The organism is Micromonospora polyrhachis, assembly GCF_014203835.1.
Lineage (GTDB): Bacteria > Actinomycetota > Actinomycetes > Mycobacteriales > Micromonosporaceae > Micromonospora_H > Micromonospora_H polyrhachis.
The window spans coordinates 4309835-4323815 of the sequence record NZ_JACHJW010000001.1 but is presented as its reverse complement, the minus strand read 5'-3'; the positions used below and the strand labels follow the sequence as shown (position 1 = coordinate 4323815).

At 68.8% G+C, this 13981-nt stretch carries 12 protein-coding genes and 2 tRNA genes; 4 read left to right on the top strand and 10 right to left on the bottom strand.

Going from position 1 to position 13981, the window contains the following annotated elements:
* Positions 1–19 precede the first annotated feature (19 nt).
* Positions 20–850 (bottom strand): phosphoribosylaminoimidazolesuccinocarboxamide synthase, encoded by an 831-nt coding sequence (locus FHR38_RS18980; protein ID WP_184535923.1) that lies wholly within the window; start codon positions 848–850, stop codon positions 20–22.
* A gap of 150 nt (positions 851–1000) precedes the next feature.
* On the opposite strand from FHR38_RS18980, the gene FHR38_RS18975 reads away from it, so the two are divergent.
* A complete protein-coding gene (locus FHR38_RS18975; RefSeq protein WP_312882268.1) occupies positions 1001–2377 on the top strand; it encodes an ABC transporter substrate-binding protein in 1377 nt (458 codons plus the stop codon).
* A gap of 65 nt (positions 2378–2442) precedes the next feature.
* On the opposite strand, the gene FHR38_RS18970 is transcribed toward FHR38_RS18975, so the two are convergent.
* The 7 genes from FHR38_RS18970 to FHR38_RS18940 all read right to left on the bottom strand — a co-directional run bounded on the left by FHR38_RS18970 (position 2443) and on the right by FHR38_RS18940 (position 9152).
* Entirely contained in the window at positions 2443–2658 is a 216-nt protein-coding gene (locus FHR38_RS18970; RefSeq protein ID WP_376771418.1) for a hypothetical protein, read from the bottom strand.
* A 135-nt stretch (positions 2659–2793) separates the two neighbouring features.
* A complete protein-coding gene (locus FHR38_RS32350) occupies positions 2794–3243 on the bottom strand; it encodes a hypothetical protein (protein WP_246446617.1) in 450 nt (149 codons plus the stop codon).
* Positions 3230–4270 carry a sporulation protein gene (locus FHR38_RS18960; RefSeq protein ID WP_184535920.1) on the bottom strand — a complete coding sequence of 347 codons (1041 nt, stop codon included), beginning with the start codon at positions 4268–4270 and terminating at the stop codon, positions 3230–3232. The genes FHR38_RS32350 and FHR38_RS18960 overlap by 14 nt, the downstream gene beginning before the upstream one ends.
* Before the next feature lie 292 nt (positions 4271–4562).
* A tRNA-Met gene (locus FHR38_RS18955) sits at positions 4563–4639 on the bottom strand.
* A gap of 206 nt (positions 4640–4845) precedes the next feature.
* Positions 4846–4919: transfer RNA gene (locus tag FHR38_RS18950), tRNA-Met, on the bottom strand.
* Positions 4920–5021: 102 nt separating this feature from the next.
* Positions 5022–8009 carry a UPF0182 family membrane protein gene (locus FHR38_RS18945; protein ID WP_184535919.1) on the bottom strand — a complete coding sequence of 996 codons (2988 nt, stop codon included), beginning with the start codon at positions 8007–8009 and terminating at the stop codon, positions 5022–5024.
* 126 nt (positions 8010–8135) lie between these two features.
* The gene (locus FHR38_RS18940) at positions 8136–9152 is read right to left on the bottom strand and encodes a YlbL family protein (RefSeq protein ID WP_184535918.1); all 1017 of its coding nucleotides are present in this window, start codon (positions 9150–9152) and stop codon (positions 8136–8138) included.
* Between the two features lie 194 nt (positions 9153–9346).
* Between FHR38_RS18940 and FHR38_RS18935 the strand changes: the two genes are divergently transcribed.
* Positions 9347–10513 carry a zinc-dependent metalloprotease gene (locus FHR38_RS18935; RefSeq protein ID WP_184539889.1) on the top strand — a complete coding sequence of 389 codons (1167 nt, stop codon included), beginning with the start codon at positions 9347–9349 and terminating at the stop codon, positions 10511–10513.
* Positions 10514–10567: 54 nt separating this feature from the next.
* Here the strand turns inward: FHR38_RS18935 and FHR38_RS18930 are convergent, their stop codons facing one another.
* Both FHR38_RS18930 and FHR38_RS18925 read right to left on the bottom strand, forming a co-directional pair.
* The gene (locus FHR38_RS18930) at positions 10568–11164 is read right to left on the bottom strand and encodes a hypothetical protein (protein WP_184535917.1); all 597 of its coding nucleotides are present in this window, start codon (positions 11162–11164) and stop codon (positions 10568–10570) included.
* A gap of 105 nt (positions 11165–11269) precedes the next feature.
* The gene (locus FHR38_RS18925) at positions 11270–11797 is read right to left on the bottom strand and encodes a M48 metallopeptidase family protein (protein ID WP_184535916.1); all 528 of its coding nucleotides are present in this window, start codon (positions 11795–11797) and stop codon (positions 11270–11272) included.
* Between the two features lie 552 nt (positions 11798–12349).
* On the opposite strand from FHR38_RS18925, the gene FHR38_RS18920 reads away from it, so the two are divergent.
* Both FHR38_RS18920 and FHR38_RS18915 read left to right on the top strand, forming a co-directional pair.
* Positions 12350–12517, top strand: a complete 168-nt coding sequence (locus FHR38_RS18920) for a DUF5679 domain-containing protein (protein ID WP_184535915.1) — start codon at positions 12350–12352, stop codon at positions 12515–12517.
* Positions 12518–12823: 306 nt separating this feature from the next.
* Complete coding sequence (locus FHR38_RS18915; protein WP_246446615.1) at positions 12824–13927, top strand: hypothetical protein; 1104 nt, start codon at positions 12824–12826, stop codon at positions 13925–13927.
* Positions 13928–13981 lie beyond the last annotated feature (54 nt).

The following is a 13981-nucleotide window of genomic DNA, read 5'->3' as shown; positions in this document are numbered from 1 at the left end:
CACATCCGGTGTGCCACGGTCACCAGATACGCCCGGTGAGCCGCTGGTAGACATCGACGTACCGGTCCCGGGTCGCCTCGACCACCTCGGCCGGCACCTCGGGAGCCGGCCCCCGCTTGTCCCAGCCGGTGCCGACCGCCCAGTCCCGGACGTACTGCTTGTCGAAGGAGAACTGGACCCGGCCGGGCTGGTACGACTCGGCCGGCCAGAACCGGGACGAGTCGGAGGTCAGCACCTCGTCGGCGAGCAGCAGCTCCCCCTCCGGCGTCCAACCGAACTCGATCTTCGTGTCCGCCACGATGATGCCCCGCTCGGCGGCCAACTCGGCCCCCCGGCGGTAGACGGCCAGGGTGAGGTCTCGCAGCTCGGCCGCGGTCTCCGCGCCCACCTTGGCGACCACGTCGGCGAAGGTGATCGACTCGTCGTGCTCGCCGATCGGCGCCTTCGACGTGGGCGTGAAGACCGGTTGGGGCAGCTTCGACGCCTCGACCAGACCGGACGGCAGCTCGACACCGGACACACTGCCCAGCTGGTCGTACTCCTTGCGGCCGGAACCGGTGAGATAGCCCCGGGCAATGCACTCGACGGGCACCATGCGCAACCGCCGGCAGCGGATCGCCTGCCCGGCGAACTCGGCCGGTACGTCGGTTGCGGAGATCACGTGGTTGGGCACCAGGTCGGCCAACTGCTCGAACCACCACAGGGAGAGCGCGGTGAGCAGTTTGCCCTTGTCCGGGATCGGCGTCGGTAGCACCACGTCGTATACCGACAACCGGTCGGAGGCGACCAGGATCAGGTCGTCCCCGTCGGCGTACACATCCCTGACCTTGCCCGAATGCAGCAGTTCCACGGGCACTAGTAGAGCACGGTCGACCGCGACGGTCGTTTTCGCGTGCCCGGACGGCCGTTGACACCCACCGCAGTGGGCTGTGTAAATGGTCAGGATCATCCACATGTTCATGATCACCGCGCCGGTGGCCGGGTACCGTCAGGAGAATCCGTGTCCGCTTCCCTTCCCGCTCCGATCCACCGACCGGCCGGCGCGGGACCGACCCGGCGACACCTGCTCCGGACGACCGGCGCGGGAACGAGCCGGCGACACCTGCTCCGGACGACGGCGCTCGCCGGTTCGGCGCTGCTGATACCCGGCGTGCCGGGCTGCGCCAAGGAGCCCGCCCCGCCGGTCGACGGACCGGTCCAACTGTCGGTCTTCTGGTGGGGTGGCGACGAGCGGGCCGATCTGACCGAACGGGCCCTGCACCTCTACACCCGACGGAACCCGAACGTGACCTTCCGGACCACCTGGCAGGGGGCCACCGGCTACTACGACCGGCTGGCCACTCAGGCGATCGGCGGAAACGTGCCGGATCTACTCCAGATCGACGACGGACACCTCAGTGAGTACGCCCACCGCCGGATCCTGCTGGATCTCACCGACTTCGTCGTCCGGGACCGGATCCGACTGGGCGGCCTCCCCGCCGGCCTCGTCGACTACGGGCGGGTCGGGGGACGTACGGTGGCCGTCGCCGCCGCCAGTGACACGCCCGCGCTGATCTACAACCGGGACCTACTGCGGCGGCTGAGCCTGCCGGAGCCGCGCATCAGCATGCCGTACGACGCGTTCCTACGCTGGGCTGCCACGGTCACCCAGCGCAGTGACGGCCGCGTCGCCGGCACCATCGATCCGTCGGCCGACTACAAGGTGCTGTGGTTGTGGCTGCGGACGCATGGCAAGGAGCTCTACCACGGCCAGCAGATCGGCTGTACCGCCGAGGATCTGACCCGGTGGTGGGAACTGTGGCGAGGTGCCCGGACCAGCCGGGCAACCCTGGGCTCCGCAGCGCACCGGGGGACCGTGTCGACCGACCCGGCGAAGCACCCGATCGTGACCGGCCAGGTCGCGACCGTCTTCGCCTGGTCCGACGAACTGTCACGGTTGCAGCGGCACACCCGGGACGAACTGGCGTTGGTCTGCTATCCCGGGGCGCCGGAGGCCCACTGGGAACGAGCACCGATGTACTGGGCCGCGTACCACGGCACTCGACACCCGGAGACGGTCGCCGACGTGATCGATTTTCTGACCAACGAGGTCGAGGTCGGGCAGATCCTCGGCAACGAGCGTGGTGTCAACGCGAACCTGAGTGTCCGCCGGGCTGTCGAGCAGACCCTGACCGATCCGGGATTGCGGCGCACCGCAGCCTATGCGAACGCGATGAGCAGCTGGTTCGGGCCGACCCCGCTCCCCCCACCGAACGGCCATGGCAAGGTCCAGGCTCTGCTGGCCACCGCCGCGGCGGATGTCCGGTCCGGGCGACGAACCAGCCGGACAGCCTCGGTCGAATTCGTCGCCCGGGCAAACGCCACCCTGGCCAACTGAACGCCCTCGGAATCACACCGGTCGCACGGCACGCCAGAGTCGTGCCTGCGGACGGTGTCGCTCCGTCAGCGACGCCCGTTTCGCCGTCCCCGCATCACCAGCAACAAGATCACTACCACGATGCCGACGACGAAGAGGCAGCAGATCGCGCCGAAGAAGCCACCGAATCCCCGGGGTCGCCGCCTGGCCGTCTCCAGAGCGAGTACCCCCACGTCGGTCGACGCCCACGCCGCCGCCGGCACCAACACCGCCAGCACCGCGGTGCCGACAATCGTGCTCACTCGCGCCCACCACGTACTCAATGCAGACATGACCTCATCCTGCCTGGTCGGCGCAAGTCCGGCACCTGGATGAGCGCAGATCGGCGGGACGGCGCCCGAGGTGACACCGTCCCGCCGATCTGCGGGCATTGCCGCCTAGTCGGCCAAGGTCACGATGGACTCAGCCCACCGGAAGTACTTGTTGGTGCCGAAGTCGCGGACGGTCTTGATACCGAAGGCCTTGAGCAGCAGCTCGGCGTCGCCCGCCGAGACCCCCTGGATGGCGGTGACCGGGGCCTCCGCGAGTTCCTGAGCGCTCCTGCCCTCCCACTCCTTGGACAGCTTCGCTTCCAGTCCCAGCATGTGCACTCCCTTCAGATGGCCCGGCCCCACGCCGGACCGTTGTGCGGGCCACGGTCCCAGCGGCACCCGAACGACCGCTCGTCCAGTAGGGACAGCGTCGACCGGCGGACCTACCGCGGCCGTGGCCAGATCGGAGAGGTGACGGCTCTTAGCCAGCTCGGCATCGACCAGGTGGTCGAGTCGCGCCACCGTCGGCGTCGGCCGACTCGTCGTCACCGTCGACTTCAGCTCACTCGTCGTCACCGTCGGCCTCGGCCGACTCGTCGTCGCCGTCGAACACCTCGTCGATGAGCATTCCACCGGCGAAGCCGAGGGCCGCGCCGCCGACCGCGCCCGCGACGACTCCGCCCATGCCCGAGCCGCGATCGTGGTGCTCCTCGTAGTGGCCGCCGTGTCCGTACGCGGGCGGATAGCCACCGGCGTGCGGGTAGCCGGGCGGGCCGTATCCGGCCGGCGCCCCGTACGGATTACCACCGAACGCGGCAAGGGCCGCCTGGTGCCGGTCGACCGCCTGCCGTACCCACCCGTCGACTCGGGCAACCCAGTCGACGGTGTCCGCCTCGGCGTGCCCCACCGTGTACCGGCTGATCGCGTCGTGGCTGCCGCCACCGAACATCCCGGAGCGCTTGTCGAACTCCAGGATCACCTCGACACCGTGCGGCGTGGCCACGAACGTCAGCTCGGCCTCGGCGATGCCGTGGTACTGCGGCGGCCCGAAGAACTCGATCTCCTGGTAGAACGGCAGCGTCTGCGGCACGCCGTACAGCTGGCCCCGCTCAAGGTCGGCCCCCTTGAACTGGAAACCGAGCCGGCCGAACGCCTCCATGATCCGCTCCTGTACCGGCAGCGGATACACGTACACCGGGTCCAGGTCTCCCTTGTCGATCGCGCCCGACACCGCGACCTCGGTACGCAGCCCCATCGTCATCCCGTGCAGCCGCTGCCCGTTCAGGTCGGTCACCGGGGTCTCCCACGGCATCAGCACCTGGAACGGGACCGACACCTGCTGCCCCGCCGCCAGGTGCAGCGGTCCACCGACGCCGACCCGCAGGAACTCCACCATGGCGTCGTATTCGGCGTCACCGCCCTCGACCTCGATGCGGGTCACCAGGCTCACCGTCAGGTGCTCGATGTGCACGTCGTGACTGCCACCGGCGAGGTTGATCTGCCCCTGTAGCGGCAGCCCGGGGCGGGTATTCGGGTTGGTCAGGACCGTGTCGACGCTCGGACCCCCCACGCCGAAGGCCCCCAGCATCCTCTTAAACACCACTCAACTCTCCCAACAACGGGTGACACCTGCCCGCTCCATCTCCCCGCCGTGAGCGCGTGAGTCGACGCAGTCGAGATCATCATCGTCCACTATGGAGCACTTCGTTGTGGACCGTACCAATCGAAGCTGAATGGATGCTGTGAGCTATGCGAAGGTAACGTAGCTCGCCGGAGACAGCGGCGGCTCGTCAAAGCTCAGGAGCGGACCGGAAGACCGGCGACTACCAAAAGGCACACAAAAACGCCGCAGGCTGATCCTCCAACTTGCGAGAACCAGCCTGCGGCATTTCGATTGGTAGCGGGGACAGGATTTGAACCTGCGACCTCTGGGTTATGAGCCCAGCGAGCTACCGAGCTGCTCCACCCCGCGTCGGTCCGTTAACAGTAGCGCATCGAGTGACATGGCCGCGCGGGGGGGTGGTGGGAAGAAGCCCGGTTGAGCTGTCTTCGAAAAGAACGTGGACTGACCAGCCCCGGGAACCGGCGGCTTCGTCGATACGCCGGCAGCAGGAAGAGACACGCACAAAAGAGAACGCCCTCGTTTCAGTTTCCCTGAAACGAGGGCGTTCTTCGTTGTAGCGGGGACAGGATTTGAACCTGCGACCTCTGGGTTATGAGCCCAGCGAGCTACCGAGCTGCTCCACCCCGCGTCGGCCCGCTAACAGTAGCGCATCGGGTGACCTGGTCGCAAAACAGGTCGGAACCCACCCGAATTCGCAGCCGGACCGGCGTACGGGGACGGAGCCGGACGGTCAACCCCCTGGCGAGGGCGTCGCGCTCGGCGGGGGTGTCCCGGTCGGCGCAGCAGGGGAACCGGACGGGGCCGGGTTGGCCGCCTGCTGGGCCGCCTGGAAGGCGGTCATCGCCTCGTCCAGCGCCTTCAGCGCCCGGCCGTACCGCTCGAAGTCGCCGGAGGCCTGCGCCGCCTTGACCTCGGCGATAGCCGCCTGGACCTTGGCCGCCGCCGTCGCCAACTCCCCGATCATGGGCGGGGTGTTGGTGTCCGACGGTGGCGGAGTACCGCCGTCCGGCGGCGGGGGCGTCGTCGCCCCGGCCTTCTTACCCTGCTCGACGAGCGCCTTGATGCCATCGGTCATGTTGTCGGCCAACACGACGTACGAGCCGCCGTCGCCGTAGGACAACAGCACCTTCTGCAACAACGGGTAGGCGTTGGTCTGGTTGCTCTTCACGTAGACCGGCTCGACATAGAGCATGCCGTCACCGAAGGGCAGGGAGAGCAGGTTGCCGTACTGCACCTGCGCCTGGTTGGAGGAGAGCAGGTTCAACTGCTGCCGGATGGTGGCGTTGTTGGTCATCCGCTGGTGTACCTGCACCGGGCCGGAGACCGCTGTCTGGTCCGGCAACTCCAGCACCTCCAGGCGCGGCTTGCCGTCCACGTACGACCCGGAGATCAACGCGGCGAGGTTCTGCCGACCGGCCGGGGTGACGGTCGAGGTGAGCTGGAACCGGGCACCGTCCTGGCCGGGCAACTGGGTCAGCAGGTAGTAGGGCGGCTGCTTCTTGCCGCTGTCCGGCGCGTCCGGGACGTTCGGCACCTCCCAGAAGTCCTGCCCCGAGTAGAAGTCGCCCGGGTCGGTGACGTGGAACTTCGCCAGCAGGTTGCGCTGCACCTTGAACAGGTCCGCCGGGTAGCGGAAGTGCTGCGCCAGCTCGGCCGGGATCTCCGCCTTGGGCACCACGAGGTCCCCGCCGAACGCCTTGTTCCACGCCTTCAGCACCGGATCGGTGTCGTCGAACTGGTAGAGCTTCACCGTGCCGTCGTACGCGTCGACGGTGGCCTTGACCGAGTTGCGAATGTAGTTGACGTTGGCCTTGGCGAGCTGGAACGTGCCCAGCCCGGTCAACTCGTCGGCGGTCTCCGTCTGAAGGTTGACCTGCTGGGCGTACGGGTAGGTCGCCGAGGTGGTGTACGCGTCGATGATCCACTGGATACGCCCGCCGACCAGCGCCGGGTACGGGTCACCATCCAGGGTCAGGAACGGGGCTACCTTCTCCACCCGGTCCCGGGGGTTGCGCACGTACAGCAGCTTGGAGTCGTCGTTGATCGCCTCGGAGAGCAGGAAGTTGGTCTCCTGCTCCTTGATCGCGTAGAGCAGCTTGCGAGTGAAGGAACCGATCTCCACCCCGCCGCTGCCGGTGTAGGTGTAGTGCTGCTCGCCACCGGCGCTGGTGGGCCGGTCGAACTCGACGTGCCGGTCCTTGTCGACCTGACCGACGATCGCGTAGTCGCCGTCGCCCATCTGCTCGCCGTAGTAGATACGTGGCTGCTCGGTGGGGATCTCCTCGGTCGGCGACGAACACCCCTCCTGCTGCGAACGGTCGCCGAGGAAGCCGGAGACGAAGAACGGCTGGCCGCCGCAGACCACCCGGTTGGCCGGGGCGGCGACCAGGCCGTACCCGTGGGTGAAGACGGTGTGGCGGTTGATCCACCCGCGCTGCTGGTCGGTCAACTCGCCGTAGTTGACCTCGCGGAGCCCGACCACGTAGTCCTGGGTCTTACGCTGGTCCGCCGCACCCAGCGTGTAGCGGTCGATGTCCAGCTTGGGACCGAAGTCGTAGAAGCCACGGACCTGCTGGAGCTGGGTGTAGGTCTCGGAGACCAACTGCGGGTCGAGCAGCCGGACGTTGGGCACCACGGTCGTGTCGGTGGCCAGGCTCGCCGGCGGCTTCAGGTTGTTCGCCGCGTACGGCGTCATCTGCGTCGCGTCCAACCCGAACGCCGCCCGGGTGGCGTTGATGCTGCGCTCGATGTAGGGCGCTTCCTTGTCCTTGGCGCTGGGCTTGACCTCGAAGGTCTGCACCGCCCACGGGTAGATGCCGCCGATCGCCACGGCGGATACCCCGAGCAGGGCCAGCGAGATACCGGGCCAGACGAGGTTGCGCATCACCGCGTTGGAGAAGACGATGATCGCCACCGCCACCACGATCGAGATCAGCGCCAGTGTCTCCTTGGCCGGCAGCAGGGCATTGACGTCGGCGTAGCCGGCACCGTAGAGCTTGGTGCCCTCGTTGTACTCCAGCAGCATCGCCCGCCGGTCCAGCACGTAGGCGACCGCCTTGAGCAGCACGAAGACGGCGACCAGGGTGGTCAGGTGGGCCCGTGCCGCATTGGTCATCCGGTCCCCGGCACCCTGTAGCCGTACGCCACCGAAGATGTAGTGCATCGCCAGCGAGCCGATCACCGCCAGCACGATGACGGTGAAGCCGAGCCCCAACAGGTAACGCAGGAACGGGTACTGGAAGACGTAGAACCCGATGTCAATCTTGAATTCCGGGTCCTTGGTGCCGAAGTCCTGCGCGTTGCGGAACAGCATCCACTGGCTCCACCGGCTCTGCCCGGAGAGACCGGCGAAGACGCCGACGATCAACGCGAGCGCCACGATCCAGATACGGATCCGGGGGGAGAGCAGCATCCGGTAGCGATCCAGAGTGGCCTGCTCGACCGAGTGCGGTCGCAGCATCGGCCGTAGCCGGTGGGCCAGCCACAGGTTGCCGCCGATCACGAGCGCCATGCCCAGCCCGACGGCCAGGAAGAGCAAGATTCGGGTGACCAGCACACCGGTGAAGACCTGGGTGTAGGCCACCTCGTCGAACCACAGCCAGTCCGTCCACGCCTGCACTCCCCACCCGAGGAGGGTGAAGAGCAGGAACACCCCGAGCAGTACGCCGATCGTGACACGGCCGCGTCGGCTCATTCTCGGTAGGGGACTGCTTCGCATGACCACTGTTGGCTCCGCATGCTCGGTGTGACCGGCTCCGACCAGGCACCCAGAGTACGGGGTGTTCCTGAATGTCGTCGCCCAAGGTCAGCGTGCCCCGTCGGTGTGCCTGGTCAGCATGCCGGGTCAGCAGCGCGTCGGCTGCCCGCCCGCCCGCAGAGTCTCCAGCGCGGTCAGTGCCTCGTCGAGGCTACCCACCTTGAGCAGCGGCAGGCCGGGCTGCGGGTTACGCAGCGCCTCGGCGCAGTTGTCGGCCGGGACGAGGAAGACCTTCGCACCGGCCGCCTTCGCCCCGACGAGCTTCTGCGGAATGCCACCGATCGGTCCGACCTTCCCCTCCTCGTTGATGGTGCCGGTACCCGCGATGATCTTCCCGCCGGTCAGGTCCTCCGGGGTCAGCTTGTCCACGATGCCGAGCGCGAACATCAGCCCGGCGCTCGGGCCACCGATGTCACCGAGGTCGATCTTCAGCTCGAACGGGTGGGGTTGCCGCTGCTCGATGGTTATCCCGATGCGCGGCTTGCCGCCGTCGTCGGCCCGACTGGTGACGGTCGCCGTGCCCGGCGCCCCGCCCCGGGTGTAGCCGATGGCCAGTTTGCTGCCGGCTGGCTTGGCCTGGACCAGGCTGGTGAGCATGCGGCCGTAGGTCACCGCCTCCCCGTCGACCGAGGTGATGATGTCGCCTGGTCGCAGTTGACCAGCCGACGGCCCGTCGGCGGTCACCGTCCCGACCACCACCTGGACCGGGTAGCCGAGCTTGCGCAGCGCCGCCGTCTCCGCACTCGTCTGGGAGGCGGCGAAGTCCTCCGCGTTGCGCTCGTCCACCTCCTGCTGGGTCTGCCCCGGCGGGTAGATCAACTCGCGCGGCACCACCGCCTCGTCGCCGGAGAGCCAGCCGGCGATCGCCGACAGCAACTTCACGTTCGGCTGCACGCCGACCGTGGTGAGCCGGAGCTGCCCGGCGGAGTGGGAGGTCTCCCGACCGGAGACCTGGATGATCTGTTTGCCGTCGGCCGTGCCCAACGTGTCCACCGTCGGCCCGGGGCCGAGCACCACGTACGGGATGGGCGCCGCGAGCACCCCGATGCTGAGCAGAGCAGTGACCAGCGCGCCGAGGAGAACTGTGATGCCGCGACGTCTCATGCGCCAGAGCGTACCGAGCGCCCGGGACACCCCCGGCGCATGAACCCCTACTTCTCCCTGAGCTTCGCTCTGGGCGCATCACCTGGACCGGCGATAAACGTTCCGGCGCGCGTACCGTAGATGTCGTGCCTGATATTCCGTTCGGCTTCGCCCTTCCCGGTGGTCAACCACCAGACCCCAACGACCCCGTCGCCATGCAGCAGTTCATGGCGCAGCTGCAACAGATGCTCGCCGCGCCGGGCAGCGGCCCGGTCAACTGGGACCTGGCCCGCCAGGTAGCGGCCAGTCAGCTCGCCACGACCGGCGACCCGGCCGTCACGCCGTACGAACGCAACGCGGTGGAAGAGGCGCTCCGGCTGGCCGACCTGTGGCTGGAGCCCACCTCCGCGCTGCCGTCGGGCATCCACGCCCTGGTGTCTTGGAACCGCAACGAGTGGATCTACAAGACCCTCGACGTCTGGCGCAAGCTCTGCGACCCGGTGGCGGCCCGGATGGTGGGTGCCATGGGTGACCTCGTGCCGCCGGAGGCCCGCGCCCAGCTCGGCCCGATGCAGTCCATGGTCGCCACCCTCGGTGGTGCGCTCTTCGGGGGCCAGCTCGGGCAGGCGCTCGGCTCGCTCGCCGCCGAGGTGCTCTCGGCCGGCGACATCGGGCTGCCGCTCGGCCCGGCCGGCACCGCCGCGCTGATCCCGGCCAACATCAAGGCGTACGGCGAGGGCCTGGAGCTGCCCGAGGACGAGGTACGCCTCTACGTCGCCCTGCGCGAGGCGGCACACCAGCGGCTCTTCGAGCACGTGCCGTGGCTGCGGGGACACGTCCTCACCGCGGTGGAGATGTACGCCTCCGGCATCACCGTCAACCGGGAGGCGATCGAGGAGGCGATGGGGCGGGTCGACCCGACCAACCCGGAGTCGATGCAGGCGATGGCCATGGAAGGCATCTTCACGCCGGAGGACACCCCAGCACAGAAGGCCTCCTTGGCCCGGCTGGAGACCGCACTGGCCCTGGTCGAGGGCTGGGTCTGCCACGTCGTCGACAGCGCGGCCGGCGAACGGCTGCCCAACGTCGTCCGGCTCGGCGAGGCGTTCCGCCGCCGTCGGGCCGCCGGTGGCCCGGCCGAGCAGACCTTCGCGGCGCTGGTCGGACTGGAGCTGCGCCCGCGTCGACTTCGTGAGGCCGCCGCCCTCTGGGCCGCGCTGACCGAGCACCGGGGCATCGCCGGCCGGGACGCCCTCTGGGGCCACCCCGACCTGCTCCCCTCCGGCGAGGACTTCGCCGATCCGGACGCGTTCGCCCGGTCCCAGCTCGACCTCGGCGACCTTGGCGACTTCGGCGACTTCAACTTCGACAAGCCCGAGTGAGAGGAAGGGTCCCTGCCCAGCGTTTCTGACCGGGAAGGGACCCTTCCCAACACCTCAGTGGGCGAGCAGTGCCCGGGTGAGCTCCCAGCCTTCGACGGCCGGGTCGAGGGTGGGCAGATCGGCGGGACCACCCAGCCGACGCCAGCCGGGCGTCGCCGCCACCTCGGCGGGGCGGGGCGCGGCCGCCCGCACCCCGGCGAGGTCCGCCGTGTCCAGGTCGATCTCCGGCAGCCAGTCCGGCGCCGGTAGGCGTACGGCGACGCCGAGCAGTCCGGCTCCGCCGCTGTTCGGTGCCAGCGCCACGGTACGACTCGACAGCGGGCGCAGCAGCTTGCCCAGGATCAGCCCGGGTACGTCCGGCGCGTCCGTAACGATCACGGCCACCTGGTCGTACCCGTCGGCGGTGGCAGCAGCGGCGACGGCGTTGACGGTCCGTGCCGGGATGTCGTAGATCGGCATCCCGGGCCAGGCCACGGTGTCAGCCAGGGGTCGGTCGGCGGCGACCACGGCGATCGCCGGCTCCACCTCGTTGAGGGTGGCGATCAGATCCACCACGTCCTCGGCCAGCGCGGTCCGCCAGGTCGCCGGATCAGTCCCGGATGGTCCCCAATCGACCCGCCCCGGCAGCGCCACCACCACACGTCGCACCATCCGCTGAGGGTAGCCAGTGGCGGGCTGCTCTCAGGGACGCCGCGCGTTCGGCTTCCGTAACCGCGCCGCCCACACGGCAGTGATCATGATGCCTCCGCCGTGTCGTCAGGGGGCGGGCTCGATCCCGGATGCGGCGATGCCCTCCAGGTAGCCCCGGGCCCGTTCGGCCTTCGGGTAACGCCCGACCAGCGCCCAGAAGCGGGTGTTGTGGTTGGGCACCACGAGGTGGGCCAACTCGTGCAGGAGCACATAGTCGATCACCCAGTCGGGCATGTCCTGGATGCGGTGCGATATGCGGATCGTTCGGTCGGCGGGGGTACACGAACCCCACCGGCTGTTCTGGTTGGTCACCCAGCGGACGCTGTCCGGGATGGCCCCCGCACCGTGTTCGCTCAGGTAGCGACTGATCAGGCGACGGGCTCGTACCAGCAGTTCATCGTCGGTACGAACGAGCCGCTTCTCGCGGGCGGCGAGTCGGGCGAGCATCCGGTCGACCCACTCGCTCTCCTCCGCCCGGGAGAACTGGTCCGGAATGAGCACGACGATCCGCTCGCCATCGCGATAGGCGGACACCGTCCGGCGCCGACGCTGACTGCGCCGTACCTCGACGACCGGCTTTCGCGCCCCAGCCATTACCGGCCCGCGCAGCCCCGGGTTCCGCTCACGAAGGAAAGCTAATGGGTAATGGCCAGGGGACCGCAAGGGTCAACGCGCCGACACGCGTCAGAAAAATCCTGGTTCGGGATGAATCATCCCAGAAAATTCCTACCACTAATTCGGAAATGATCTTTCCGACACGGGTCAGCCACCCCACCTGCCCGGGTCAGGGCCACCCCGACCCGTACGACCCGACTGGGCGCTCGGCGGTCGTACTACTTCACCGTAAACGATCACTCCCCGTGCTGATTCCGAAGCCCGCCCAAGGGGCAGATTGGGCGGTTCACCCGGCGTGTCCCTGCGAAACTGACTTATCCGACCTATTACGGCATGCACACTCTCGTCGTCGGCTTCCTCACAGTGTCGATGCATTGCCGACATGGGACCACCCGTATCTGGGTAGGGTCCGCGGACCGGCGGTCACGTGGGTGGCCGCGGAGAAACCCCGGCGCCGGGCCCACCTGGCCCGTTGCCGGAGGCCCGCCCGGATTAGCAAGATCTGGCGAGCCAAAGGACGAGGAGGGCACCGTGGCTGAGAAGGCCCAGACCTACAACGGTTACTGCGTCAAGTGCAAGGAGAAGCGCGACTTCGAGGGCACCGTCGAGGTCTCCAAGACCGGCATGAACATGGCCAAGGGCAAGTGCCCGGTCTGCAGCACGACAGTCAACCGGATCCTGGGCAAGGCGAAGGTCTGACCAGGTTCCGGTAAGCACGAACCGCGGGAAGGGGCGGCCGGTGGGCCGCCCCTTCCCGCGTCCGGTGGCTCGCCTCCCAGGCGTCGCCGTCACCCTGCGGTCCGCCAGTGCCGCCCCGCGTCCGTCACGGCCCCTCGGCAGCAGTGTCGCGATGGGGACACGAGGAACGGTGTCCCGGGCACGACAGAAACTACCGGCGAGTTGTGGATAACCCGGCAATCCCTGTGGACAAGGCTTCCCGCGAGCCCGATCGGCTGTGGACAACGAGGCACGAACCGCGCAGTGACGGTGACAGCGTGTCGCCTCATGACGGCTTCCCACCACCCGACCGCCCCCGTCCCCGATCCGGTTCCCTCCCCCTCGACGCCACCGATACCCCGACCGATACTCCTGCCCGGCCTGGCCCGGCTCTGGCGCGACCGGCACACTCTCCAGCTCGGCCTCGCGCCCGGTCGGGCGGTCCTGCTGGAGGTCGCGAACCCCAACACGGTACGGCTACTCGATCTGCTCGACGGCGCACACAGCGAACGCGCGGTCCTCGACCACGCGGCGAGGATCCAGGTCGCCCGGGAGGACGCACGCACCATGATCCACACGCTGCGGGCCGCCGGGCTGGTTCTCGGCGGACCCACCCTGCTCCCCCACGACCTGCCCGAACCGGCCCGGCAGCGTCTTGCCACCGAGGCGGTCGCGATCGCCCTACAGGGACCAGAGGCATCGGGAACACCAGCCCAGGTGCTGCGTCGCCGCGCCGCCGCCCGGGTCGTGGTGACCGGGCAGGGCCGACTCGCCGCTCCGGTGGCGGTCGCCCTCGCCCAGGCCGGCATCGGACATGTCCACCCGGAACTCACCGGCTTGGTCGAACCACCGGACTCGGTAGCCAGCAGCCTTTCCGCCACCGACATCCGCCGGCCGCGGGCCGAGGCGGTTGCCGACGCCATCGCCCGAGTGGCACCCGGCACCGACACCCGCCCGATCCGGCGCGGCGGAGCCAGCCTCGTGGTGCAGGTCGGCACGGACCGCCCCGCCGGGCTACTCGCCGCCGGATACGCCCAGCGTCGCCAGGCACACCTGCTGCTCGGCCTCCGGGACGGCGTACCCGTCGTGGGGCCGCTGGTTCCCGCCACCGGTGGACCGTGCTTGAACTGCCTTGACCTGCACCGGCAGGACCGGGATCCGGCCTGGCCAGAGCTCGCCGCGCAACTCGCCGGGGACACCTCCTCAGAACCATGCGCCGCCTCGACGCTGATTTCGGCGATCGGTTTCGCCGTCGGGGAGATCCTTGCCTTCCTCGACGGCGGAACCCCGGAGACGGTCGGCGGTGCCGTGGAGATCAAGTCGCCGGGTCGATTCCGGCGGCGGACTTGGCCGCCGCATCCGGCCTGCGGGTGCGCCCGCCGTCGGCGATAGCACGCGACATGTCCGTTCTGTCGCGCAATAAGTACCGTCGAGGGCATCAGACGT